Annotated in this window: 20 protein-coding genes and 1 tRNA gene; 7 read left to right on the plus strand and 14 right to left on the minus strand. The window is 52.9% G+C overall.

Features of this window, described 5'->3' with window-relative positions:
- Window positions 1-27 precede the first annotated feature (27 nt).
- A complete protein-coding gene (locus K239x_RS24220; protein WP_145420904.1) occupies window positions 28-1,656 on the plus strand; it encodes an HTTM domain-containing protein in 1,629 nt (542 codons plus the stop codon).
- A 77-nt stretch (window positions 1,657-1,733) separates the two neighbouring features.
- Here the strand turns inward: K239x_RS24220 and K239x_RS24225 are convergent, their stop codons facing one another.
- Window positions 1,734-3,092, minus strand: coding sequence for a polysaccharide biosynthesis/export family protein (locus K239x_RS24225; protein WP_145420905.1), 1,359 nt, complete (start codon window positions 3,090-3,092; stop codon window positions 1,734-1,736).
- A 177-nt stretch (window positions 3,093-3,269) separates the two neighbouring features.
- Window positions 3,270-4,091, minus strand: coding sequence for a hypothetical protein (locus K239x_RS24230; RefSeq protein WP_145420906.1), 822 nt, complete (start codon window positions 4,089-4,091; stop codon window positions 3,270-3,272).
- Between the two features lie 721 nt (window positions 4,092-4,812).
- Between K239x_RS24230 and K239x_RS24235 the strand changes: the two genes are divergently transcribed.
- From K239x_RS24235 to K239x_RS24255, 5 genes are all read left to right on the plus strand, one after another.
- Window positions 4,813-6,390 (plus strand): MraY family glycosyltransferase, encoded by a 1,578-nt coding sequence (locus tag K239x_RS24235; RefSeq protein WP_419189348.1) that lies wholly within the window; start codon window positions 4,813-4,815, stop codon window positions 6,388-6,390.
- 136 nt (window positions 6,391-6,526) lie between these two features.
- A complete protein-coding gene (locus K239x_RS24240) occupies window positions 6,527-7,090 on the plus strand; it encodes a transcription termination/antitermination NusG family protein (protein WP_145420908.1) in 564 nt (187 codons plus the stop codon).
- Between the two features lie 70 nt (window positions 7,091-7,160).
- Complete coding sequence (locus K239x_RS24245; RefSeq protein WP_145420909.1) at window positions 7,161-8,576, plus strand: nucleotide sugar dehydrogenase; 1,416 nt, start codon at window positions 7,161-7,163, stop codon at window positions 8,574-8,576.
- A 236-nt stretch (window positions 8,577-8,812) separates the two neighbouring features.
- On the plus strand, window positions 8,813-10,330 hold the full coding sequence (locus tag K239x_RS24250) for a tetratricopeptide repeat protein (protein WP_145420910.1): 1,518 nt from the start codon (window positions 8,813-8,815) through the stop codon (window positions 10,328-10,330).
- A 213-nt stretch (window positions 10,331-10,543) separates the two neighbouring features.
- Window positions 10,544-11,545 (plus strand): NAD-dependent epimerase/dehydratase family protein, encoded by a 1,002-nt coding sequence (locus K239x_RS24255; RefSeq protein WP_145420911.1) that lies wholly within the window; start codon window positions 10,544-10,546, stop codon window positions 11,543-11,545.
- Between the two features lie 70 nt (window positions 11,546-11,615).
- Here K239x_RS24255 and K239x_RS24260 read toward each other — a convergent pair whose 3' ends face one another.
- Together K239x_RS24260 and K239x_RS24265 are read right to left on the minus strand one after the other, a co-directional pair.
- Complete coding sequence (locus K239x_RS24260; RefSeq protein ID WP_145420912.1) at window positions 11,616-12,533, minus strand: hypothetical protein; 918 nt, start codon at window positions 12,531-12,533, stop codon at window positions 11,616-11,618.
- Window positions 12,526-13,320 (minus strand): hypothetical protein, encoded by a 795-nt coding sequence (locus K239x_RS24265; protein ID WP_145420913.1) that lies wholly within the window; start codon window positions 13,318-13,320, stop codon window positions 12,526-12,528. The genes K239x_RS24260 and K239x_RS24265 overlap by 8 nt, the downstream gene beginning before the upstream one ends.
- 326 nt (window positions 13,321-13,646) lie before the next feature.
- On the opposite strand from K239x_RS24265, the gene K239x_RS24270 reads away from it, so the two are divergent.
- Window positions 13,647-13,720: transfer RNA gene (locus K239x_RS24270), tRNA-His, on the plus strand.
- 61 nt (window positions 13,721-13,781) lie between these two features.
- Here the strand turns inward: K239x_RS24270 and K239x_RS24275 are convergent.
- The 10 genes from K239x_RS24275 to K239x_RS24320 all read right to left on the minus strand — a co-directional run bounded on the left by K239x_RS24275 (window position 13,782) and on the right by K239x_RS24320 (window position 22,710).
- Entirely contained in the window at window positions 13,782-14,261 is a 480-nt protein-coding gene (locus tag K239x_RS24275; RefSeq protein WP_145420914.1) for a DUF1579 domain-containing protein, read from the minus strand.
- Window positions 14,262-14,334: 73 nt separating this feature from the next.
- Window positions 14,335-15,330: an RluA family pseudouridine synthase gene (locus K239x_RS24280; protein WP_145420915.1), complete on the minus strand. Its 996-nt coding sequence runs from the start codon at window positions 15,328-15,330 to the stop codon at window positions 14,335-14,337.
- A gap of 187 nt (window positions 15,331-15,517) precedes the next feature.
- A complete protein-coding gene (locus K239x_RS24285; protein WP_145420916.1) occupies window positions 15,518-16,354 on the minus strand; it encodes a hypothetical protein in 837 nt (278 codons plus the stop codon).
- 46 nt (window positions 16,355-16,400) lie between these two features.
- Window positions 16,401-17,774 (minus strand): sulfatase-like hydrolase/transferase, encoded by a 1,374-nt coding sequence (locus K239x_RS24290; protein ID WP_145420917.1) that lies wholly within the window; start codon window positions 17,772-17,774, stop codon window positions 16,401-16,403.
- Between the two features lie 57 nt (window positions 17,775-17,831).
- Window positions 17,832-18,848, minus strand: coding sequence for a hypothetical protein (locus K239x_RS24295; RefSeq protein ID WP_145420918.1), 1,017 nt, complete (start codon window positions 18,846-18,848; stop codon window positions 17,832-17,834).
- A gap of 31 nt (window positions 18,849-18,879) precedes the next feature.
- Window positions 18,880-19,407: a hypothetical protein gene (locus K239x_RS24300; RefSeq protein WP_145420919.1), complete on the minus strand. Its 528-nt coding sequence runs from the start codon at window positions 19,405-19,407 to the stop codon at window positions 18,880-18,882.
- A gap of 123 nt (window positions 19,408-19,530) precedes the next feature.
- The gene (locus K239x_RS24305) at window positions 19,531-20,145 is read right to left on the minus strand and encodes an RNA polymerase sigma factor (RefSeq protein WP_145420920.1); all 615 of its coding nucleotides are present in this window, start codon (window positions 20,143-20,145) and stop codon (window positions 19,531-19,533) included.
- Window positions 20,146-20,308: 163 nt separating this feature from the next.
- Window positions 20,309-20,791, minus strand: a complete 483-nt coding sequence (locus K239x_RS24310) for an Hsp20/alpha crystallin family protein (protein WP_145420921.1) — start codon at window positions 20,789-20,791, stop codon at window positions 20,309-20,311.
- Between the two features lie 219 nt (window positions 20,792-21,010).
- Window positions 21,011-22,099 (minus strand): protein arginine kinase, encoded by a 1,089-nt coding sequence (locus tag K239x_RS24315; RefSeq protein WP_145420922.1) that lies wholly within the window; start codon window positions 22,097-22,099, stop codon window positions 21,011-21,013.
- Window positions 22,096-22,710: a UvrB/UvrC motif-containing protein gene (locus K239x_RS24320; RefSeq protein ID WP_145420923.1), complete on the minus strand. Its 615-nt coding sequence runs from the start codon at window positions 22,708-22,710 to the stop codon at window positions 22,096-22,098. Before K239x_RS24320 ends, K239x_RS24315 begins: the two co-directional genes overlap by 4 nt.
- Between the last annotated feature and the right edge of the window lie 214 nt (window positions 22,711-22,924).

The raw sequence follows: 22,924 nt of genomic DNA on the forward strand, positions 1-22,924 counted from the left end.
ACCTCCACTTCGTACCGTATCCGCCGAATGTCCACTTCGAACGAGACAACCCACCTCAACAGACCGCTTCGAGAACGACTATTCGACGATATCGATTCACTCGTTCTGGTTTATGTACGTGTTGGGATCGGTATCGCGATCTATTTCTGGGCATGGTTCTACACGCATCCTGTCGACTACGACGGCGAAATGCTGCCTCTGTACGACCCTGTTTTTATGAAACCGCGTTTCTTGTTTAAGTACGCCGGATTTGAGTGGGTCAAATTGTGGCCAGGCAATGGCATGGGCTGGCATTTTTTCATCACCAAAGTCGCTGCCATCACACTGGCGATCGGTTTTTTGACTCGATTATCGGGAGCGGTGCTATGCGGGGCGATCGCTTACGTGCTGTTAGTGGAGCGGCAAATCTACCTGAATCACTACTACCTACTCTCCTGCCTGGCCGGGTTGATGCTCTTTTTGCCAGCCGGTCGCCGACTGTCCGTCGATTCGTTTTTAGGTATCGAACACAAATCACAGGTTTTTAAGCGCTGGCAGTTCTGGTTATTGAGATTCCAAGTGGGAATTCCCTACGTCTATGGCGCGATCGCCAAGATGAATTCAGATTGGCTGGCCGGCCAGCCAGCAGGCATTTACTTGGAGCAAAACCGTGACGTCGGGCTAGTTGATGCGTACCTGCAGATCCCCGGTGCTGTCTTGATGTTCGCGTGGGGTGGACTGCTGTATGACTTGTTGGTTGTCCCCATGTTGATGTATCGAAAGACGCGTTGGCTGGCCATTGCGATGTCAATTGTCTTCCACGTGACCAATTCGCAAATCTTCAACATTGGAGTTTTCCCGTGGTTCATGCTGATCGCAATTGTCGTGTTCTTTCCGGAGGACAGCATTGCAAAACTGACTCATAGTACCCGGGCAATGGCCAAGGTTTGGCTGTCGAAATATTCCGACACGTCGTTGAGCTATCGCCAAGCATTTCAGTCAATCCAAAAGAACGAACACCCTGATCCATTGAAACTGGGTGATCAGGGCGCAAGCAGCATGACGCTGTTTGCAAAATGCGGCTTCGCCATGGCAATCGTGTACGTGAGCGTGCAGCTGATCCTGCCGTTGAGGCATTGGGTATTGCCAGGCAATCCGGCTTGGAACGAGCGTGGACATCGATTTGCTTGGCGAATGATGCTTCGCAACAAAACCGTGTTGACTACCTTCAAAGTTGTCGCGCCCGACGGAAGCTATCAATTTTTTCCGTCAACGGTCGTGATGACCCACTATCAATCTAGTCGTGCCGAAAGAATCCCCGAACTGATGCGTCAAGCCGCCGTTGAGCTGAAGAAGATGGCGAAGCAGACGGGTGTCGACAATGCAAAGGTCTACTGCCTTTGCTTGACTTCGCTCAACGGACGCCGCCCTAGGCCGATTATCGATACAAACATTGACTTGGCGTCGGCAAAGCGAGGTTGGCTGGTTGATGACTGGGTACTGCAGAACCATGGTCCGTTGCCCAGACAAACTTGGGATCGGGACAAGACAAAATGGTGGCGTCAGTTGGTATTACCAGAGCAATTCAAACAACTCGAGATGCGAAATCCCAGCGAATTGGAAGCGTTCGTGGAGCAGCAGCGCCAACAAGCCTTGCGTCACAACTCGACCAAGTGATGTTGCCATAAAAAAACGCCCGATGATCCTTGGCAGGAACACCGGGCGTTTTCTAATTCAGTTTGTTCAAACGCTGGCTAGTTGTTTCGCAGCAGAGCTTGGACCCCGTAGGTGAAGAATGCACCCAGACCGAAGTTCAACAACTCTTCTTCGCACTTGTACTGCAGGATCAAAGTGTCACCAGCTTGAATCAGAGGCCGTTGACGCGGATCGTTGATGGCGGACGTCAAATCCACCTCGATCGCAACTTGTCCGTTGCACTGCGTCTTTCGCAGGATGTAAAGTTTTCCAGGAGGTACCTGGCCAACGTTTCCGGCAATGCCTCCGCCACCTGAGCTTGTTTGTCCGTACGCTCCTGTGCCAGCCAAGGCCATCGCACCCAATACGTCCAGGTCGTAGTCACGAGGCAGTGGAAACTCACCACCATTTAGCAAACCACCGGTGTAAAACACTTCTGTTTCACGAGATTCGATATAGACGATGTCGCCGTCCTGAAGTTCGATGTCTCGTTCAGTAATCTGAGGCACTTCGCCTGGCGGCAGTCGAAGGGGAATCCGTAGGATCGAAGGATCTTCTGGAAGTTCTGGTGGGCACACGCAGGGGTCAAGCATGGCCGCTTCACGTTGGCGGTAAAACTGCTCCATGAACTGAGCACGCATGCGTTGATCCGCACGACTGGCTCGCAAAACTTTGACTTGGTTCTTGGCATTCAAACCGGGCAAACCGCCGGTTTCGACCAAGGCGTGCAAGATATCGTTTTGATAGGCCTTGAGTTTTACCAATCCGCCCGAAGCACTACGGTCGCTGCCGCCCCGAATGAACTGAGCTGCAAGATTCGCTGTGTTGAGTCCTTGAGATCCGTTCCCTGCCGTGTCTTCACGAACGACGATCACATCAACCGTGCGTTCTTGAATAATCGTGACGATCGGGCGAGCTTTCTCGGGACGCAAGATATCGTTGTCGATATAGGCATCGCGAATCGCATCGCGAACCTGCTCCAGTGTCAGACCATCGACGTTCAGCGGCTCAATCAGCGGTAGGGCCAACGTTCCGTCATCCTGAACCGCGATTGGGTATCCGATCGAAGGTGGCAAAGTGCTTTCCTTGTCAGGAAAGTTTACCGGAGGCGGCTCGGGTGGCGTATTGGGCGGATTGAAAGGCAAAACGCCTTCGATGTAGACGCCCAGAATGTCACCGTTGCTGATCAGATAGTCGCGTGGCGGTTCTAGCGACAGCAGCGAAATATCGACAGGCACCAAATCGTTTTTGGGTTCCGCGAAGAACTCTTGCGGCAAACGGTTTGCAGGAACACCATCGATTGGCTGTGTCAGTGTCGAACAACCTGTCGCAGCCGTCACGACAATGCCTGCGGCAACAGCCTTGAGTGCTGACCGAAGGGCGTCGATCGCTCGGTAGTTTGTTAAAGATTTCGTCATCCCTAAACTCGCTTCCTGAGAAGGCTCAAATGAGTAGCAAAGGTCACGCACTAAGCGATCTTCTGCCGCATGGTTCGTTTGCTCGAGAAGAGCAAGATTTCAAAGGGTCACATCAAAGCCGTTTTCAATCCGTGAAAGCGGCGTGGCAATTGTCTTTTCAACTCAGAGAGTTTTTGTTCACTCGAATGTAAAACGCAATTCTTCGTCTGCGTTCGCTGTTCGTGGCGAGTCAGGCTTGATCACTTCGACGGTTGGATCCGAATCGCTGTCGGCCGTGATTACAACGTGCACTTGATCGGAGCTCGTCGATTCGTAAGGCGGTTCGATGTACGGTGCGTCCACCCGAGATCGACCAACAGGCGAACTGGGATAGGGCGATCGGATGCTTGCCGAATCGTCATCCAATGGTGCGTCCAACGCTTCGCGGATCGCATCACTGATGTCTTTCGGTTGCGCCGGTGTATCGTCGAGATCCATCTCGTCGTTGACACGCTGGTCCATCGGACTATTGATCGCATCGTCGTCGGTCATGTCGGCTTCCTCGTCCGAATAGCCTGCATCGTCTCTCATAGGCTCATACGGATATCGCTGATTGCCAGATTTTGGCTCGCCGTAGAACGGATTCTCATCCTCATAGCGACCTTCGCTCGGTACGGGCGGTGGCACAAAAACAGCTTGACGTTGCTGTGGTGCATTGGCCCCCGACGGACGGATGTTGCTCCAACTGTTGACGCCGTCCTGTTCAGCAAGCTGAGCCCCCTGTGGATAGCCAGCAAACCAAGCGTTGACGGCGTTTTGGCCGTCCGCCGATTGGTATCGCCACCCCCAATAGCTCGACGGCGCAACCGAAGGCACACAACCGTTGCTGCCATCGGCAACATCCATGTAGCCTTGCATAAATCCAGCTTTAAAATCTCGCTGGTGCTTACGATTGGCAAAGCAGTGTTTTTGTTCGTGCCACGCTTTAGCAGCGAGTACCTGGTTGCGGTAGCCAATCATAAAATTGTCGAGACAGTCATGCTGCTTTGCTATCCGGCAAGCACCGGATGTTAACGAGCAACCTGTCGCTGAAAATGCCATCGCAGCAACACAGGAAGCTGTGATGATTTTGGCAAGCGAGCGAGACAACAATTTTCGTGATCGACGACTATATTTTGCGACACGCTTCCCTCGTACATCCGAGGAATTCGTTTCGTTCTTAGGTCGTTCTGAGTTTACTTGTGCGAAGATCGCACTGAGTGAACAAATCGCCATGGGGCCCCCCTTGGCATCAACGGCATACGGTGGTTAGGTCGTGCAGGTTGTGCGGATGATGCCATTTGACATACCCGCTCAAGCCTATTTATCGCCGTATTGGTCGTGCGGAATTAACCAAAAGTGACGGAAAGAACATCTGTATCGCCTGCCACGCTTGGCGCGATCATGTTGATCATCCGCAATAACCGGTTCATACACCGTGATTTACTGAACAGTGCCCCTGCTAATGCGGTACAAACCTCACCCTCAACCTAATCAACTTTATTCCTTTGCTTTGCTTGGTTAGATGCCAACCGCTAGCCTCAAACCGGTAGGTCTCATCTATAGTTGAACGAGCGAAAGCTGCAAAAAGAGGCCTTTTCAGGATAATCTGTCGGTAACGCTCTTTTTTCTGCAGATGCCGTTGCGCGACGCGCATCGAAGCACTCATCAAGTCAAACTTTTCCCATCACTGCGCAGCAAAATGGCATCGTTGATCGTTACTTCGGTGATTCTCTCACTCAGCTTGGCTTTGGTTCTGGTGCCGTTCGTACGGTTCACCGCTCGCAAAATCGGCATGGTTGATCGCCCAGATGCTGAGCGGAAACTACACCAAAAACCCGTGGCACTTGGCGGAGGCATTGCAGTCTTCGTGGCCGCCACTGCATCGTTTGCTTTGACCGTCATCATCGACCGCTGGAATGGCACTGCAACACTCGGATACATGCAGCCGCAATGGCATATCCTGTACTTCGCTGCCGCATGCATGCTTGCCGTTGGCCTAATCGACGATGTGTTCTCTCTGCGTGGTCGCCAAAAGCTTTTGATGCAGTGCCTGATCATTGCTGTGATTGTCGGAAGTGGCACAATCATCGATTCGATTGGGCTCCTCGGATTTGAAATCGAACTAGGGGTTTTCGCTTTCCCAATCACAGTCCTTTGGCTCTTGATCGCCGTGAACGCGTTGAACTTGATCGACGGAGCCGACGGCATGGCGACGACTGCGGCAATCATTATTTGCGTTGGTCTTGGAGTACTTAGCCTCGCAGGAGGTGCCGCGCTCAACGCGGTCGTAGCATTCGGGCTCGCCGGTGCGTTACTGGGATTCCTTTGCTTCAACCGACCTCCCGCTACGATTTATTTGGGAGATGCAGGCAGCATGACCATCGGGCTTTTGATCGGCGTGTTTGCGATCTGGAGCAGCGTCAAGGAATCAACAGTACTTGCATCCGCGCCGGTAGCCATTCTTGCCATTCCGCTTTTCGATTCGTCCGCAGCCATTGTCAGACGCTGGTTAACCGGCCGAAGTTTGTACGCGACCGATCGTGGACACCTTCACCATTTACTGCAAGAAAAGTTTGGCCCCTACGGCATGTTGCTGGTCGTTGCCGTGCTCTGTTCCTCTACCACGATTTTAGCCGTGCTGTCGGTTACCTTCGATCTCCCGTGGCTTGCCGCTGCTGGAGTCGCCGTGGTGTTGGGCGTGCTGGTTTACACTCGTTCGTTTGGGCACGCTGAATACCGTTTGGTGCTGGGGCGCGGAATGAATTTTGCGAAATCATTTGCAACCCGTTCACACTCAGCAGACAACGCAAAGCTACACACCCGCATACCGATTCAGGGTTCAGGGAATTGGGATGCTGTTTGGGATCAATTGGTCGAGTTCGCCGAAAACCATGAACTAGCAAAAATTCGAATCGACTTGAACATTGCTTGGTTGCAAGAAGGCTATCACGCGACTTGGAAAAGTGTTCGACAGCCTGAAAAGGCGTTCAAGCTTGTCGTCAAGCTGCCCTTATTCACACGCCGTCAGAGCGATGGAGAACAAGCGAGCATCGGAATATTGGAGATCGTTGCACCGGCGATTGACAACACTGTTTACGAACGGATTGCTGACGTGAGCAACAAGCTTGTCGAACTCGTTCCTCAAATCGATGCGATCATCGTTGACCTTGAAGCAAACCAGTCCGCTAAACGAAAAGCGGTCGCTGCTCAACAGGATGGGCTCTCGCCCGTCGATAAAACAGCTCCGACGGATTCCATTCCGGTTTCGCACAGCTAAACCTTTCATGAATGGCTTTCGCTGCCTTGATAATCGCTTACTTATCGCAGACGCTGCTAAGCCTTGAGCCAAATGTTCAACCGTCGCATCATCCAGAAGTGCGGCAAATTCTCATCACAAGCTCTTCCAATCGTTCATGCCGATCCTACCTCCCGAACCTGACTGTTATCCAGCGGACCTGCTCGAACTGATTCCGGAAGCTGATCCTCCTTGCTGGCTTGCGTATACCAAGTCCCGTCAGGAGAAAAAGCTGATGCGAGAGCTACGTCACCTTGAAATTCACCATTACGGTCCTCAAGTAGCGCATCGCCGCCGATCGCCTGCAGGCCGGGTGCGGACGACCTATGTCCCCTTATTCAATAACTATGTGTTCATTTTTGGTGACGAAAAAGCACGATATGGTGCTGTCTGCACTGGCGCAGTCACCAAAATAACAGCCATCACCGACGGGGAAAAACTAGTCTCTGACTTGATTCAGATACACAGTCTGATCAACCTAGGGGCTCCTCTGACAATCGAGAGTCGATTGCAACCTGGGCAGCGTGTCCGAGTCAAAACTGGCTCGTTTGCTGGATACGAAGGCATCGTCATTCAGCGGCATCAGGAGACCCGTCTTCTGGTTGCAGTCCAATTCATGGAACAGGGCGTGAGTGTGAAATTGGATGATTGTCAGCTTGAACCGCTAGAATTGCAGGTTTGAACTTTGATTGATTCTACTTCGCAATCGACCCACCCCACTGCTATTTCAACAAGCCAGCTATTGCAAAACCATGCTTAAGAACCCATCCCCGATCGCTGTTAAGAAAATCTGTTGCATTGGCGCCGGTTATGTTGGTGGACCAACAATGGCGATGATCGCCAAACAATGCCCCCATATTCAGGTCACTGTTGTTGACATCAATCAACAGCGCATCGACGAATGGAACTCCGAAGAGCTCCCTATCTACGAGCCTGGTTTGCACGAAATCGTCAGCGAATGTCGTGGCAAGAACCTGACATTCACGACAGACGTCGACGAAACGATTCGCGACGCCGACATGGTGTTTATTTCCGTCAACACTCCCACCAAGACTTTTGGTGTCGGAGCAGGACGTGCAGCCAACCTTGAGTTTGTTGAAAAGTGTGCTCGGAAGATTGCCGAAGTTTCGATCGGGCACAAAATCGTTGTCGAAAAATCAACGTTGCCTGTTCGTACTGCAGAAGCCGTTAAGACGATTCTGTCCAATTCGACTACTGGGGCCTCATTTGATGTGCTCAGCAATCCGGAATTCTTGGCGGAAGGCACTGCCGTTGAAGATCTAATTTCGCCGGACCGAGTTTTGATCGGCGGCGAGAACGAAACCGCAATCAATGCGTTGGTAGAAGTCTACGCCAATTGGGTTCCGCGAGAGCGATTGCTGACGACCAATCTGTGGAGCAGCGAACTATCGAAGTTAACGGCCAACGCATTTCTCGCTCAGAGAGTTTCTTCGATCAACGCAATCTCAGCCTTGTGTGAAGCGACCGGCGCCGATGTCGACGAAGTCTCGACAGCTATTGGAACCGATTCACGGATCGGCCCCAAGTTCCTGAAAGCATCGGTTGGTTTTGGAGGCAGCTGCTTTCAAAAAGACATTTTGAATCTTGTCTACCTCTGCGAGTACTTTGGTCTGCCAGAAGTTGCTCAGTACTGGGAACAGGTCGTCACGATGAACGATCATCAAAAACAGCGTTTCGTCAACCGAATGGTGCGAACGATGTTCAACACGGTGTCTGACAAACGGATTGCGATTTGGGGATTTGCGTTCAAGAAAGACACAAATGACATTCGCGAATCTGCCGCGATCTATGTTTGCCGCGACTTGCTAATGGAAAAAGCCAAGCTGGCGATCTACGATCCTCAAGTCAAACCCGAGCAAATGCGAGCAGCGCTAGAAAGCGTCATGCAAGACGAGAACGGGGAACTCAACGCGATGAAGCGAGAACTACTCGACAACAACGTGCAGTACTGTGACAACGGAGCGGCAGCGGCTGACGATGCACATGCCATTGCGGTTCTGACAGAATGGGACGAATTCAAGGACTGTGATTTCGAGGCAATTCGCGACAGCATGAAACAGCCTGCGTTTGTGTTTGACGGTCGCAATCTGCTTAAACATGCCGATCTCTGTGACAAAGGATTCACCTACTTCGGCATTGGGTTCTGAGTGCGTGCATGTTACCGGGTAACACGCCTTTCCATTCAGAACCAACGTTTCTCCAGGCAAAACGTGTGACGAGGCCTGTCGACGGCCGCGAGACCGATCGCTGCGTAGAGCCGCATTGCTCTCATCTCTGATTCTTAGCTTCGCGCAACGGAGATCGCGTATAATAATCGCTGTCGTTCTTCCAAATGCGAGCAGATGATCTCGCCAGTAGTTTTTGCCCTTCTTAAGTCATTCAAATGCTTCGCTACATCAACCCGTTAGCTTGGATGCGATGGTTTGCCGAATTCGTTTACTTATGGACCGTTTCTGCCCCCTGGCGTGACGCTCCCAAAGCAATTCCTTTCATCGTTCTGATGGCGCTACTGACCATTGCTGGGTTCATATCTTTTTCCGATGCTTCGCAGTGGCGTGGCCGCCTCCTAGACACCCAATTGTCCAAAGCCTGGGAGCGAGACGACTTTGCAACTGCCGAACTGGTATTGCGGCGCAAGCTATCAACACGTCCCGATGACTCAAAGCTGCTTCATCAACTGGCACTTACTCGTGATGCACAAGAGAAACACGACGAAGCGACCTCGATCATGCGACAGCTGGCAGAACAAAAAAAGCATGTGGTCTCTGCCGAATGGCTATTGCGTGATCAGTACGTCGGCAAGTCATGGGGTGAACTCGATGATGAAAAGAAAGCCGAGTTCGGTCGACTTTTGAAGCTGATCAGCGAGGAAAAACCCAAGGATTTTGGAGTCAAGCAACTCTACGCAGATTACTTGATCGCGTCAGATCGCATGTCGAGCGCTGTCCCGCTTCTGGAACAGCTGGCCGAGTACCAGCCGATGCGCGGACTTCAAGCGGCAGCAATCCTTCGGCAATTGGGCAATTTTTCCCAAGCTGATTTGATGGCCGAAAAGACTCTGGAGAAAGTAAGCGAAATGCTTACGGAAGATCCCACCAACGCGGACCTTGCTCTCGCTGTCGCTCGAAACCAAGTTTTTCTAAAACGCTACGGCGATGCTGTCAAAGTGCTCGATGGATCAATCAAGCGAATTAAAACGAACGCAGACAAACTGAAAGTCAACCAGGCGATGGGTGACGCGATCGTTGCCTGGGTTGTTTTCATCGAACAGGTTCCTCAAAAGTCCAGCAAAGACCAGCTACGTGTCCTGAAAATGCTGGATGCAGCCCTGCGTTATGCCCCCAACAATCCACGAGTCCTGACAATTGTTGCCGACAAAGTGCTCGCAACGAACGACAATGACAACGAAGAAGTAAAATCGCTTCGGCAGTCGTTACTCAAAGGTACTTCACCCGGCATCTCTCACTTTTTGCTGGGCACTTCAGCCCTCATGCAGGACGATTTAGAAGCCGCAACGATGCACTTAAAGATCGCGGTCGAACTGATGCCGCGAAGTGCCGCGATTCTGAACAATCTAGCTGTCGCCATCACGATGCGTCCCGACCCAAATCTCGATCAGGCGCTGAAACTTTCAGCTACTGCCATCGAGCAGTCACCGCGCCCGACCCCGCATTTCTTCGAGACCCGTGGCCAAATCCTGTTCCGGATGAAGAAGTATCAAGCGGCAATTCCTGATCTCGAACGAGCTTTGGCAGTACCGGCGCTGGCAGCGAATGCACACGAATCCCTGGCCGAGTGCTACGCCGGGCTTGGGCAGAGCGAAATGGCCAAAGAGCACCGATTGGCTGCCCAGCAGAGTTCAGAGCAAGACTCGCAGCCCAACGACGCTACACAGCCCTGAATCGGGCCGTATTCAGCCGTCTCGTTTGTCGCAAAGTCTCGGTCCAGAAAATGGTCGCATTCGCCAATCGCGACCTCCGCTTCGTGCTCTAGTTCACTAGCATTGCTCACTAATCGATTCCGAGCGAATACTTGAAAAATCGGCGCAGTAGCGATCCTGTGATGCTGATAGAGTCGAGTCTCAACATGACTCATTCGCCGAGGCTCACCACCTATGTCTAACGTCGTTTACAAACTGCCGTCCGACGCAACCTCACTCAAGGGCAAACGGTGCCTCGTGACGGGGGGGGCCGGATTTATCGGCTCAACACTGATTGATGCCCTTCGATCACAGGGAGCTATCGTTCGCAGCCTTGATAATTACAGCACCGGGTTTGCTGAGAATTTGGCGCACGTCACGGAAGACGCTGGAGTCGAAATTGTTGATGGCGATGCGGCTGATGCAAAGATAGTTGGGCAAGTCATGAAGGACGTCGACATTGTCTTTCATCACGCTGCCATGGCCAGTGTGCCGCGTTCGATGCGAGAGCCAGCGTTGTGCCACGCTTGGTGCACGACTAGTACCGTCGAATTGCTAAATGCAAGTGTCGCCGGCAACGTGAAACGATTTGTCTTGGCCTCGACGAGCGCCGCGTATGGCGATTCACCGTTTGTGTCCAAACGTGAATCCGACGCCGTAGGTCCCTTGTCACCCTACGCTGCCGCCAAACTGGCTGCCGAATCTTACCTGCAAGCATTCCATCGCGGCTTTAATTTAGAAACCGTCATTCTTCGGTACTTCAATGTCTTTGGACCGCGGCAAGATCCGCAGAGCGAATATAGCGCTGTCATTCCGCGTTTCGTTTCGATGATCCTTTCAGGTGAACGCCCCATCATTTACGGCGATGGAAATCAATCGCGTGACTTTGTTTTCGTTCGCGACGTAGCCCTCGCCAACATGCTGGCCGCGACCATGCCTGAGGCCCCCGGTGGAACCTTTAACATTGCGCGAGGCGAACGCACGACGTTGCTTGAATTGCTTCAAACACTCAGCGACCTGTTGGGCAAAACCATCGAACCAATCCATGAACCCGCACGTGCGGGTGATGTCCGAGACTCATTAGCCGACATCACGCAGGCTCGCGCTCGGCTTCAGTACGAACCCACGGTCGACATGCACGAAGGGCTTCGCCAGAGCATCGACTACTACCAAAGCATCACAGCGGTAGCCAAGTAACTACGCGACGTGGGTCTGAACGACCTTTCAGCCGATTCCTGTTTCAACGCGTCGTTATGCCGAAAACCACCTAGGCTGTTCGCCGGGTTGGTAGCAACGCAAAACAAGCGGTCGCAAATGTGGCGGCATACAACCAGTGAGCCCCTATCACGGCCACGACGAGACACCAGCAAAGCAGCACTCCGAGCCCCACTTTGGCGATTCGGTTCGATGCTCCGAACCAACCTGTCCAAGCAAGACCTAGGCCGATCGGCAGCGCCAAAGCTAGAAAATGCGTCACCATTTCATGGGCGATAGTAGTACCCAAAATGCTCGCCGGTCCAAATTTGCTTCCGTCGATTTGCGACGACAGGGCGATCGAGCCGAGCCCATTCCACCAGACATCGTGAGAAAGCATCGTCATCCACGTGACGATCCCAAATACGGTGAGCTGCAAGCCTAACAGTCGCTTCGAAAATGCGGCCGTCCAGTGACGACTTGGCAACGAGTCAACCAATTCAGCTCTTCGGAACCAAGCCTTTCCTGGTGGCGCAATGGCGCACGCAAAGAGGCACAGGCTAAGCAAAATCTCCACAGTGCCGGCCAAGAAAAGGATTCGATTCGCCCATCCAGCGAAGAGGGCCCACAACAACCAGGGAACAATGCGTCCTCCCTTTCCAACGATTACGGAAACGCAAAGACCGATGCCCACCAGTAGATAAGCAAAGTGAATCCACGTGTGGTTGCCCAGCAGTGACTCCAACACGAACAGCGGCGACCAGATCCAGCGAGTTTCGTGCTGCAAGTCGGCCGTCGCAAAGAAGCTGGCGACGTTTTGCTGCGAAAACGCATCGCCTTGACCGTACCACTGACCGACATCTGCCATCGAGCTTGCAAAATAGATCGCCGTAATCACGCAAAATACGCCGCGAATACTGCAAACACTCTGAGGACACTCCGAGGCAAACCAGAACCGATCCCAAGCGGTTTCGTTGACAGAATTATTCATCACTGCCTCCTTCCGCTTCCCAGCCCTCATCGCGGCTCATCGTGCGTAGACGCAACTCATCGATTCGGACGAGAGATACAGAGTCTGACGACCGAGCTACCGCGGCCACATACACAGGATCAGGCTCCGCGTCGGTGACCAATGAAAGCTGAGTCGGCAAGCGAACAATCCTAACAGCTAAGATCGAATCATCACTGCGAATGATTGGAAGCAACAATTCTGCAATCAGGCTAGGTGAACCACTGTCAATCAGCGTCACCATCGTCGAAATCCAGCGTGCATAACGATCGTCGACCGCCAGCCCTGGTATTCCCTGCGATGGCATCACTTCCCAGGCCAATGAAGCGTCTAGAGAGCCGATCGCATCATCCTTGGTTGCATCGGAAACGTACAATACTTGCAACTGGTGAGGATTCTCAATTGCTTCGCCAGATGCCAAGTACACTCGTTCGCCTTGAGTGCGAAAGTGAGTTGGCATGGTGTAGGGCTGCAGGACTCCATTGAGCCACGCCTGCGTTTGCGAGGATGCTCCGACCGCGGTCATCGAAACGGCGACCGCTACTAAATGAAACAAAACAAAAATTGACAGCAGCCGTCTTATCGACAATGGCGGAAAATTTTCGGTAGAACAGCGCTCCCCATTCTCAGTCCCTTGGCGTCCATCCGATCCCTGCTTCGAAATCTCCTGTGAAGGTTTCTGACGCAGCGAATCAGACGACAGATCCGTCTGCGCTAGATCCGGCACCGGCCCCGAATTCTTCTTGGGCGACTTTTTTCGTCGGCTCATTATGTTTCGTTCGATTGGAACTCTCACGGGACCGCAACCACGCGAGATTCAGGCTTACTAGGACTTCATGCCGGACATTTCTTGCCGACTTCTCAGCGGCCAGGATAGTCACCGCAGAACACAAATAAGAGTGATTCAGAGCGAGAGTGAACCAGATTGCCCGGAGATCCGTCAAAAGTCGATGGCGGGAGCCGACAGAAGTCGAATTTGGTGCTTCAGGAGGCGGGAGTGGCCGTTGACCGCAGCAAGCCGGAGCGATAAATTCCCAATACCCAGTAGGCGGTTCATCCGACGAAGTTTGATGACTGCCTTTGGGAAAACACACGGTGGGTGTAGCTCAGTCGGTTAGAGCGTCGGTTTGTGGTACCGAATGTCGGGGGTTCGAATCCCCTCACTCACCCTTGTGGTCTCTTGGCTGGTCGCGGCCCTTTTCCGCTCCAGCGGTCGTTCTGCACAAACGATCATCTTTGGGCTCGACGATGGTCGGCGGTCATGAATCGATTCCATTCGCCGTTTTTGCCTAGAATCTGCGATGAGAGTCTCCAACAATCTTGGTCGATGACCTCGATGATGTCCTGGTAGATGGCCATTCCACTGCCATCAAGCGTGGGTCCTTCGACGTCCAGCACCAATCGCTTGCCAGATTCATCGAGAGCGCCTTGGTAGACCCAAAGGTGGCTCATCATGGATGCGACAAACGTACCGGCATAGTGATTTCGCCGCGTGTCGAACCCCAGAGTCATCAATGATGTCCAATTACTGCCATCTGGTGATTCGCCGGCTCCTTCCATTAAAACCCAAAGCCCGCCCATTGTCCGGCAGGTCATTCGCCCGGAAGATTTCTGCGCGGGCTGACCGGGTAAGACGCATTCCGAGTCCGCCGTCCAATCCCCCAGCAATTGCGAAAGCCATTCGTGTTCGGATTGAGGTTTTGCAAACATGACTCGGTTACACCTGAACACAGATTGAATCAAATAATCGACAACCAAAACGATACGGAGACGTCGGCCCGATTCATTTTTGCGAACGCTTTGCTTTTTCCCACGGGCTAGCAGGTTCTGAATTCGGCTGCACAGTCGGCTTGCCCTCATTCTTGCTGCCAGCAACGAATTTTTTCATCGCAGTCGGCAACGGCGAATCAAAAGCCATCACGTTTTCTGAAACGGGGTGGACAAAAGAAAGCGTGCGAGCGTGCAATGCGATTCGCTTGCGAATCCATCGCGGATGTATTGCGTCGTCCGAATTGCAGCGTCGGTCACCCAGGATAGGATGGCCAGCTGCGGCGAACTGCACTCGAATCGAATTGCGTTGCCCCGAATCGAGCAAGATCTCGACGACGGTCGTGTCCTGATGCCGGGAAAGCACCTTGAATTGCGTGGGAGTCTCTTTGATCTCCTCCTGTACCAATTCACTTCTACCGCGTGGATTTTTTGATGGCACTTCAAGCGGTTCAAACGCGCCCCCCTCTTCTTTGATCACTCCGGCGACGATCGCCGTGTAACCGCGGGTCGGCACCAAGCGTTTAAACTGGTCGACCATGGCGGTGCTAATCAACTCTTGTTTTGCAAAAACGACCAAACCACTGACGTCTCGATCGAGACGATGAACCACCCAGGCAACCTTATTGCGCCGTGAGTGGTTTAGGTAAGTCGAAACCCGATCGACCAAAGTGTTCGGATCGTCATTATCTGTGGGCACGGTCAAAGTGCCTGCTGCTTTGTCGACCACGATCAAAAAGTCGTCCTCGTGAACGATTTGGAATGTCCGATCATCCCAGGTACGCTTCTTTTCTTTGTAGCGTCGGTGAGGATCGTAACAAACCGCGACGCGGTCACCCGGACTAAGCGACTGGTTGATGCTATCGCACGGTGCATCGTTGATCATGACACAGCCGTGATCGAATAACCCTCGAACCTGGCTTCGTGGAAGCTCCGAAAGGTCACGTACGAAGAGGTCGACTCGGCTGGCGGATTTTTCGTCAGCGACAGCCGTTAGAGTTTTGTAGGCCATTTCGCTTGTGTCGGCTCGCAATGATACAGGTTCAAAAATATCCGCCAGCAGAGAGAAATTGCTGTGGGACTGGAAGTCGGCGTTCAGCACGCGGCAGTGGCGCGAATTGCAGGCCGGCTTTCTTGGATTCGGCTTCAGCACCACTTACTCTCGACTGGACGCATCTTCGTTGGCACCATTGGGTTCGTCAATTGCTCCAACCAACGCCACCCCCCGCTTTTTGGACTTCGTCGATCTTGACCAACCGTTTGAGTTGGCTTTCGCGTAAAAATGGTTTGAGATGATCGCGATTCCCAAACCATGGGCGAACATTTTGATCAGCCTGCCCAACACTTGAAGGACGCTGGAGAGTGATCGTAGGCAGCATCGCAGCGGTGACACTCTTGCGAATCGCGTCCTGTTGAAAAGCGGTCAGAAATACCTGAGCGTCCAAAATCGCGAGCGATTGACTGACGGAGGCATCGACAAACACTCTGTTTCGATTTCGACAGTGGTCGTCATACTTTCGATATTGAGCTGGTGAAAGCGTTGACTTAATCACCTTTCCCCAGAGCGGACGTTCGTTGAGTGCCTGTTGAAAACGAGTTTGAATAACAACAAACCCATCGCCTTTCTTGGCCCGAAAAGGTGTCAGGACATCATCGAAAGTTTTCTGGATTTCAGCGGCGTCGGGCGGCAGAGGCACCAGACCACTTTCGTAAATGAACTGCCGCATCTGCTTTCGTCCTGTCACCAATCGACGTTGCGAAACAGTCATAGCGGCCAGTTTCAGTTTCTTCGACTCGCCTTCGCTCAATCCGCAAATCTCAGTAAGCAGCTCTATCTGCAAATTCAATTCACCCGTGGTGGCGACCCGCTCACGATCCGCCCAATCTTCGATTGTCTTTTCCGCATCGACATCCCCGAATCCAGTCAGCCGGACACGTCCATTATTAATCGAGACGCCTTGTGATGATGCGAACTGCGGGAAACACAAGACTAGCAACAGGACAACGCAGACACGCTCAAGGATTCTGACGCACATTATTTTCGAGCCTTTCATAACCCCGGAAACGGGAACAGGAATGCTGTTAGCGAATCGATCGGCAGTCTTGTTCCCATTGATCAAGCAGCGAACTTAAGGCTGCCGCGTTGTCGCCGTCAATCAAATTGGTTTGCTCGCCCGGGTCATTTGCGAGATCAAACAGGAACTCGTGCTGCTCTTCACCCACTCTTTGACGCAGAAACTTCTTGTCACCATCGCGCACGGCGGACCATACTTTCTGACCACGCTTCCCTCGCCAGAACAGGGTCCGTTTGTAATTTTGCTTCTCTGCCACCAGGTGACCGATGATGTCGTCGCCCTCCAAAGCGTTCGGCACATCGGCGTTTGCAACTTGCAAAAATGATTTCGTGAGATCAAACGTCATACATGGTTGATCGCAAACTGTTCCTGCCGCGATCTTTTTTGGCCAACGCAAAATCATTGGCACGCGGATCCCGCCTTCGTGCGTGGTGCCTTTCGCTCCACGCAGTCCACCCATGTGCGCCGCTCCGGCAAAACCACCATTGTCGGACGCAAACACGACGATTGTCTTTTCGCTCAGGCCCGCCGCATCGATTCCATCAAGCAATCGCCCGACTTCGCTATCCAAGTCTTCCAGCATGTCGACGTAAGTATCAGTGTCGATCTTCATCCAGTTCTTGTCATTAATGTCTTTGTCGACATCACCAGGACCTTGATACGGAAAATGCGGACACTCGTGAGCCACATACAAGAAGAACGGCTTATCTCGATTGGCTTCGATAAATGACAGGCTGTCATCGGTGATCAAATGCGTCATGTAGCCGTCACGGTAGACCGGCAGTCTGCCGCGAAACAGAACATGCAAATCACTAGTTTCGCGATGGTTGAAATAGTGGACGTTTCCGCCGGTGTATCCAAAGAAAGAATCCCAACCATGGTTCGTGGGGTTGAACTTGGGTTCGTATCCCAAATGCCATTTCCCGAAGAGACCGCAGACATAGCCAGCACGCTTCAGATTGCCGGGGATCACTGTTTGATCGGCAGGCAGTCCCAAATCACGCTGGTCTGCCAGACGTATCGCATCGTCGTATCGCCCCACATTGCCTGTACCAATCGCACACTCCATACCGCCGGCGCGTTGCTGATAGCGTCCGGTCAGGAAAGCCGTTCGGGTGGGACTGCACTCGGTACCGTTGGAATAGTGCTGCGTGAACCGAACGCCTTCTTTGGCAAGCTGGTCCAGGATCGGAGTTTTGGCGACCGGATGACCGTAGCAGCCAAGGTCTCCGTACCCCAAGTCATCAGCAAGGATGAAGACAATATTGGGCTGGTTCGCCGACGCAACGCTTACGAAAGCGAAGCCGAAAACGCCGGCAAGAATTGCGTGGATAACAACGTCGAAATTGAGATACCGAGAACAATACGATGAGTGCAACATTTTTTTTCCAATGAGTTGCAGGTCATTCTATCGTAGCCAAGCTGAGCCAGTAGCGTGTTAACGAACCGTCCCGCGAAAAGGCATCGGACCGACGCCGCTCGCGGTGTAGGCAGTTGGCGCGTTGGGATTGAATGGACTTGTCGTTGGCATAGCACGGGTCGCCGCGGACGATCCTGCGCCTGCCGAAACCGAATTCATCGCGGCGGCTCCGCCGGAAGCTGATAGCTGCGTGAGGTCGACCGCATTGGAAGCTGACGTGGGCATCGTGAAGACTTGTGGATCGCCGGTCAGCAACTGATTGACAGCGTACGAACTGACGTCGATTTTCATTGCCAAAGGCGGACCAACAGATGGCTGCAGCCTGAGCGTCACGCTGTGAGGCAGTGCGCACTGATATTCGTCGTAGTACTTGTGATTGCTTGCTTCGCTGCTGGCAACCAAATTGCCTGAGGGAGCATACAAAAATTGATGAGTGACGTACCCAAAGCGGGGATGAATCAAGCAAACTCGCTGGTACATGCCGTTGGGTAAATTCATCGTACTGCGAATCTCCAACAGTCCATCGGCGCGACGAACAGGCCCAGCGACCACCAACGCGGGATCAATCTGGACCAAGCCCAACGCATCCATCACCCAACTTGGATCGACTGGCAAAATTGCTCGATTGAGCTGCTGCCGGTACTGCTGATGATTGGCATAGTAAAGCGTTTTGGAGACGCCTTCGGGCACTTCGAACCAAAACACATCATCGTTGCTACCCAAGTCCATCCCAGCACCCAGGATGATGGGCAGGCTTGCTTTGAGCCGAAAATTCTTTTCACGCTGCGCCGACATTGTTGCGTTCAGCTTTGGCAGATTGGGCATTGTCAGGACATCAACCGTAGCGGAGTTGGTTGACAACTGCGTGATTCGGCCCGTGCGATTGACAGCAGTAGCGACTTGGGCGGCCGAGGGCGTTTCGGTGAGCACGGCGGGCGCAGGTGGAAACGGCAACGGAACGTCACGGCGTGCACAAGTCGCTCCGCCTGAGACGAAACAAACCGCGATAATCATTACCCAAGAAAGTGTTCGCATCCGTGCGAATCTCCGTTTTCAAATTTGGCGGCTAGTCATCTGCTGGCTCGTCGTCTGTCTCTAGTTCCGTCGCATCACAGTACAGAAGTTCGTTGAGCTGCCCCAACAATTCATCTGTCTCACTGCGACCGATAGCGCAACTGGGTATTTCTAAGATCGAACTGTCTTCGACAAACTGGACTCGTAACATTCCGTCATTAACCTTCGCCCCTTCACCGTCGGGAGCGGGCCGCAAAATTCGCTTGCGAAGCATCGTGAGCGCCAATAGATAGCGAGGTTTTGCTTTCTCCGGAAAATCTTCCATTTGCCGCAGTAAATCGATCAGCACTTCTTTGGGAGCCAGGACCAATTTTCGCTCGGCCGATTTTGGCATTCGGCATTTCCAATGTCCAACCGCCTCCTCGGGCGGTCCTTGCCAAGCTTCAGCTGAATAGTCGCGTCGTTCGAAGTCTTCGTCTGCTTCGATGATCACCGAATAGTACACTTCGCCTTCGCGCAGCGGTCGCTGCTGTGCAAAGCACTGACGGGAACAACGGCCAACTTTGTATTCACCGAGCATGAAACGAAGCGTGAAACAGGAAACGAACAAAAGGATCTGACAACTTTGATCGACCGTATCAAAACGACATCGCTAAAGCCAACCGAGAAAGACTCGCGTTTTTGCTTGCACTAGCGAAAACGCTTACTCTTCGTCTCGCTGCATGGCCTCAATCGACAATTTTAATTGCCGACGTGCTCGACTTAGACGACTGCGGACCGTCCCGATCGAGATCTCTAAGATTTCGGCGATGGCTTCGTACGAATGCTCTTCCATCTCTCGCAGCACCAAAATCGAACGATGCTCTTCGGTCAGCGTGTGCATGGCTTTGCGTACCAGCGCGATGCGTTCGCGTTGCAACATCGGTTCGTCAACGCCGTCCGCATCATCGGCAATTTCCAAGCCTGTGTTTTCACGACAGTAGTCAAGTGACACTCGGGCACGCCGGCGGCGACGGCGCGTCAGGGCACTGTTAAACGCAATCCGGTACAGCCAAGTAAAGAACTGGCTGTTGCGTTGGAACGTGTCTAGTTTGACAAAGGCGCGAATGAACGCCTCCTGCACGACTTCTTCGGCTTCATCCGGCGAGCCAGTCACCTGCAGCATGGACGCAAACAGACGGTCTTGGTGGCAATGCACCAGTTCTGTAAACGCGGACCGGTCGCCTTGGAGTGCTCGGTCAATCAGATGAGCCTCTTCGGCCACAAGCGTCTTCCACGAAAAATTGCGTACACTCAGACGAAGTTGCTCCGCCTGCATCACTCACTCTAAAACGCGTCGTTTTTACAACGCCCTTAGTCTATCAGCGTACACACAAAAAAACCGCAGCCCACGATTTGATTCGCGGGCTGCGGCAATGAGAAGCTAGAGAACGTGAAAACGCTGCGTTTTACGTCGCTTGGCGGTCACAAATTTCTGTGAACTATTCGCCCGTCGACGCGTCGGATTTGGTTTCGCCTGAGCCGTGGGAAATCACGATTCGGCGAGACTTCTTTTCTTCGACCAATTTGGGCATCGCAATCGTCAGCACTCCGTGTTCGTAGTCGGCAGTGATCGCGTCTTTGTCGACCGTTTTGGGCAATGCAATCGCACGCCGAAAAGTACCGTGCGCCCGTTCAGTGCGATGATGGACTGTCCCTTCGCCTTCTGATTTCCCGACACGTTCGCCCATCACGACGACCTGATCGTTCTCCATATCGATCGACACGTCATCGGGCGCGACACCTGGGAGATCCAAATAGGCCACAAAGGAGGTCTCGGTTTCGACAACGTCCATGCGAGGCGCGTATCCGGCGGGGCTGTCTTTGGTTTCATCGCCCAAAACGGATTCGACAAACGTGTTCATTTCAGAGGCCAAGTCATCCAAAAACCGGCCGGTCATGTTGGTTGGAAATACCATTCTCATCGTTCTTTTCTCCTTGGGAAAAGTCGCTCGGGCATGGCCGCTAAACGACTAGGTGTCTTGCCCCGCGGGCGAAACGCCCAAAACGGAGAGTCGAATGCGTCTGCCAATCCGGCAGTAACACGCAACCCAGGAGAAAATACGCAAAGGCTATGCCAATTCACTCCAACGCATTGCACAGAACCGGTGCAAAACATCGCGCAGGCAGCTGATTTTGCTCACCTAATTGAGCTCACCGTCGCCGAGTTTGCCGTTCAGATGACCTTGGAGATACGAAGCTCGCTGGATATTGCGATCCGACGAACTGAGCAGTCGACCATGCAGTTTCTGCAAGTGCGCCGGCTGAGTATGAATGAACAATTTGTTGATCGTCCCGACTTGCACGTTTTCGATCAGGCCCAGATTCACGCCCATGCGAACCTTGGAAAGATAGTGCATCGTCTCTTCGCTACTGATCTTTTTTGCCGTGCTCAAAATCCCCAACGCACGACTAACTTCGTCATTCAAATCCTGCTCGCCTTGATCGATCAAAAACGACCTTGCCTTGCGTTCGTATTCGATGATTCGCGGGACCACTTCGTCGCCGACCAAGCTTAGCAATGACTCTTCGCTGTGCCCGAGTGTGACTTGGTTGCTGACCTGATAGAAATCGCCAGTGTACTGAGAACCTTCTCCATACAGCCCTCGCACAGTCACGTTGATACGCTGCATGGACCGAAACACTTTTTCGATTTGGCCAGTAATCACTAGAGCTGGCAAGTGCAGCATCACGCTGACACGCAACCCGGTGCCGACGTTGGTGGGACACGCAGTCAGGTAGCCATAACGAGAGTGATAGGCGTAAAGAATTTCGCCTTCGAGCTTATCGTCCAATGCGTCGATTTGTTTCCAAGCGGCATGCAAGTCCAAACCGCTGTTCATGACCTGGATTCGCAAATGGTCCTCTTCATTGACCATCACGCTGTATCGCTCCGCAGGATCGAGGGCCACGCCGCGTGAACCTTCTGCGTCGGCAATCTCACGACTGATCAATTGTCGTTCGACCAAAAACTGCCGGTCGATCTCTGAAATGTCCTCAATGTCGACGTATCGAATATCGTCCCAACCGTCGAGCGTCTCCATCCGAGCTCGCACGGTTCGTTCGATACTGACACGGTCTTCGTCACTGCAGCGGCGGATGAACGGAAAGTCGGCTAGGTTTCTCGCCAATCGGATTCGGCTGCTAACCACAATGTCCGACTCGGGCCCGGTGCCGCGCAGCCACTCACCAGAACTTTGGGCAAGCTTTGCAAAATCAGGTTGGTGTTTCACTCTTTGTCGCCCCCATCTACGCCATCGCTGGCACCCGCCACGTCACTGTCTTGCGAGTGGGCGTCTTCTTGCGAACCACCGCCGTCGACGACCGACTGGGAAACCACGGCTTGGACTTGTGATTCGATCTGCTTCAGTTCATCCCGAATCTCCGACGCACGCTCATAGTCCTCGCGTTCGACGGCCTCTTCCATCTCTCGACGCAACTGAATCATTTTGGCGTGCGAATCGGCGGTCGCTGCGGCACGCTTGGGGCGTTTCCCTTTGTGCTCCGTGGCATCATGAACATTGATTAACAACTGTTCCAAATCGCTTTCGAAGTGCGAGTAGTCAAATGGGCACCCCAATCGTCCGCTGTTGCGAAACTGATAGAAAGTGATCCCACAAACCGGACACTCTTTCTGGTCCAGTTCTTCAAGCTCTTGCTTGGTTTGCCCCAGCTGCAGCTGTTTCTCCAGCACGCCTGCGATCGACGCGGCAGGCTGACTGGCATCTTTCTGCAAGAATCGACGCGCGTGCTCCTCACACAGATGCAAGATCTGCGGCCCTGACGGTTCCATCAGTTCAGTGATGTGAAACGTGGCGGGTTTTTCACAGTATTGGCATTTCATCGGTCAATTCAGGTCCGTTTATTCAGGTCCGATAGCGCCGACGAAACGGGCATCCCTGGGTGGGGTCGTCAACTGTGTCAGCGGACACAGAAGGAGGCGTTTGTCGATTGGGAATCGTCGTGCAACTGTGAAGAATTCAAGCTGAATCTACCACAAATTGATTCTATCGCTGGCATAATTGGTGTCAACGCGAGCAGTCGTCGTTAAATCACCG

The organism is Stieleria marina (genome assembly GCA_007741555.1).
Classification (GTDB): Bacteria; Planctomycetota; Planctomycetia; order Pirellulales; family Pirellulaceae; genus K23-9.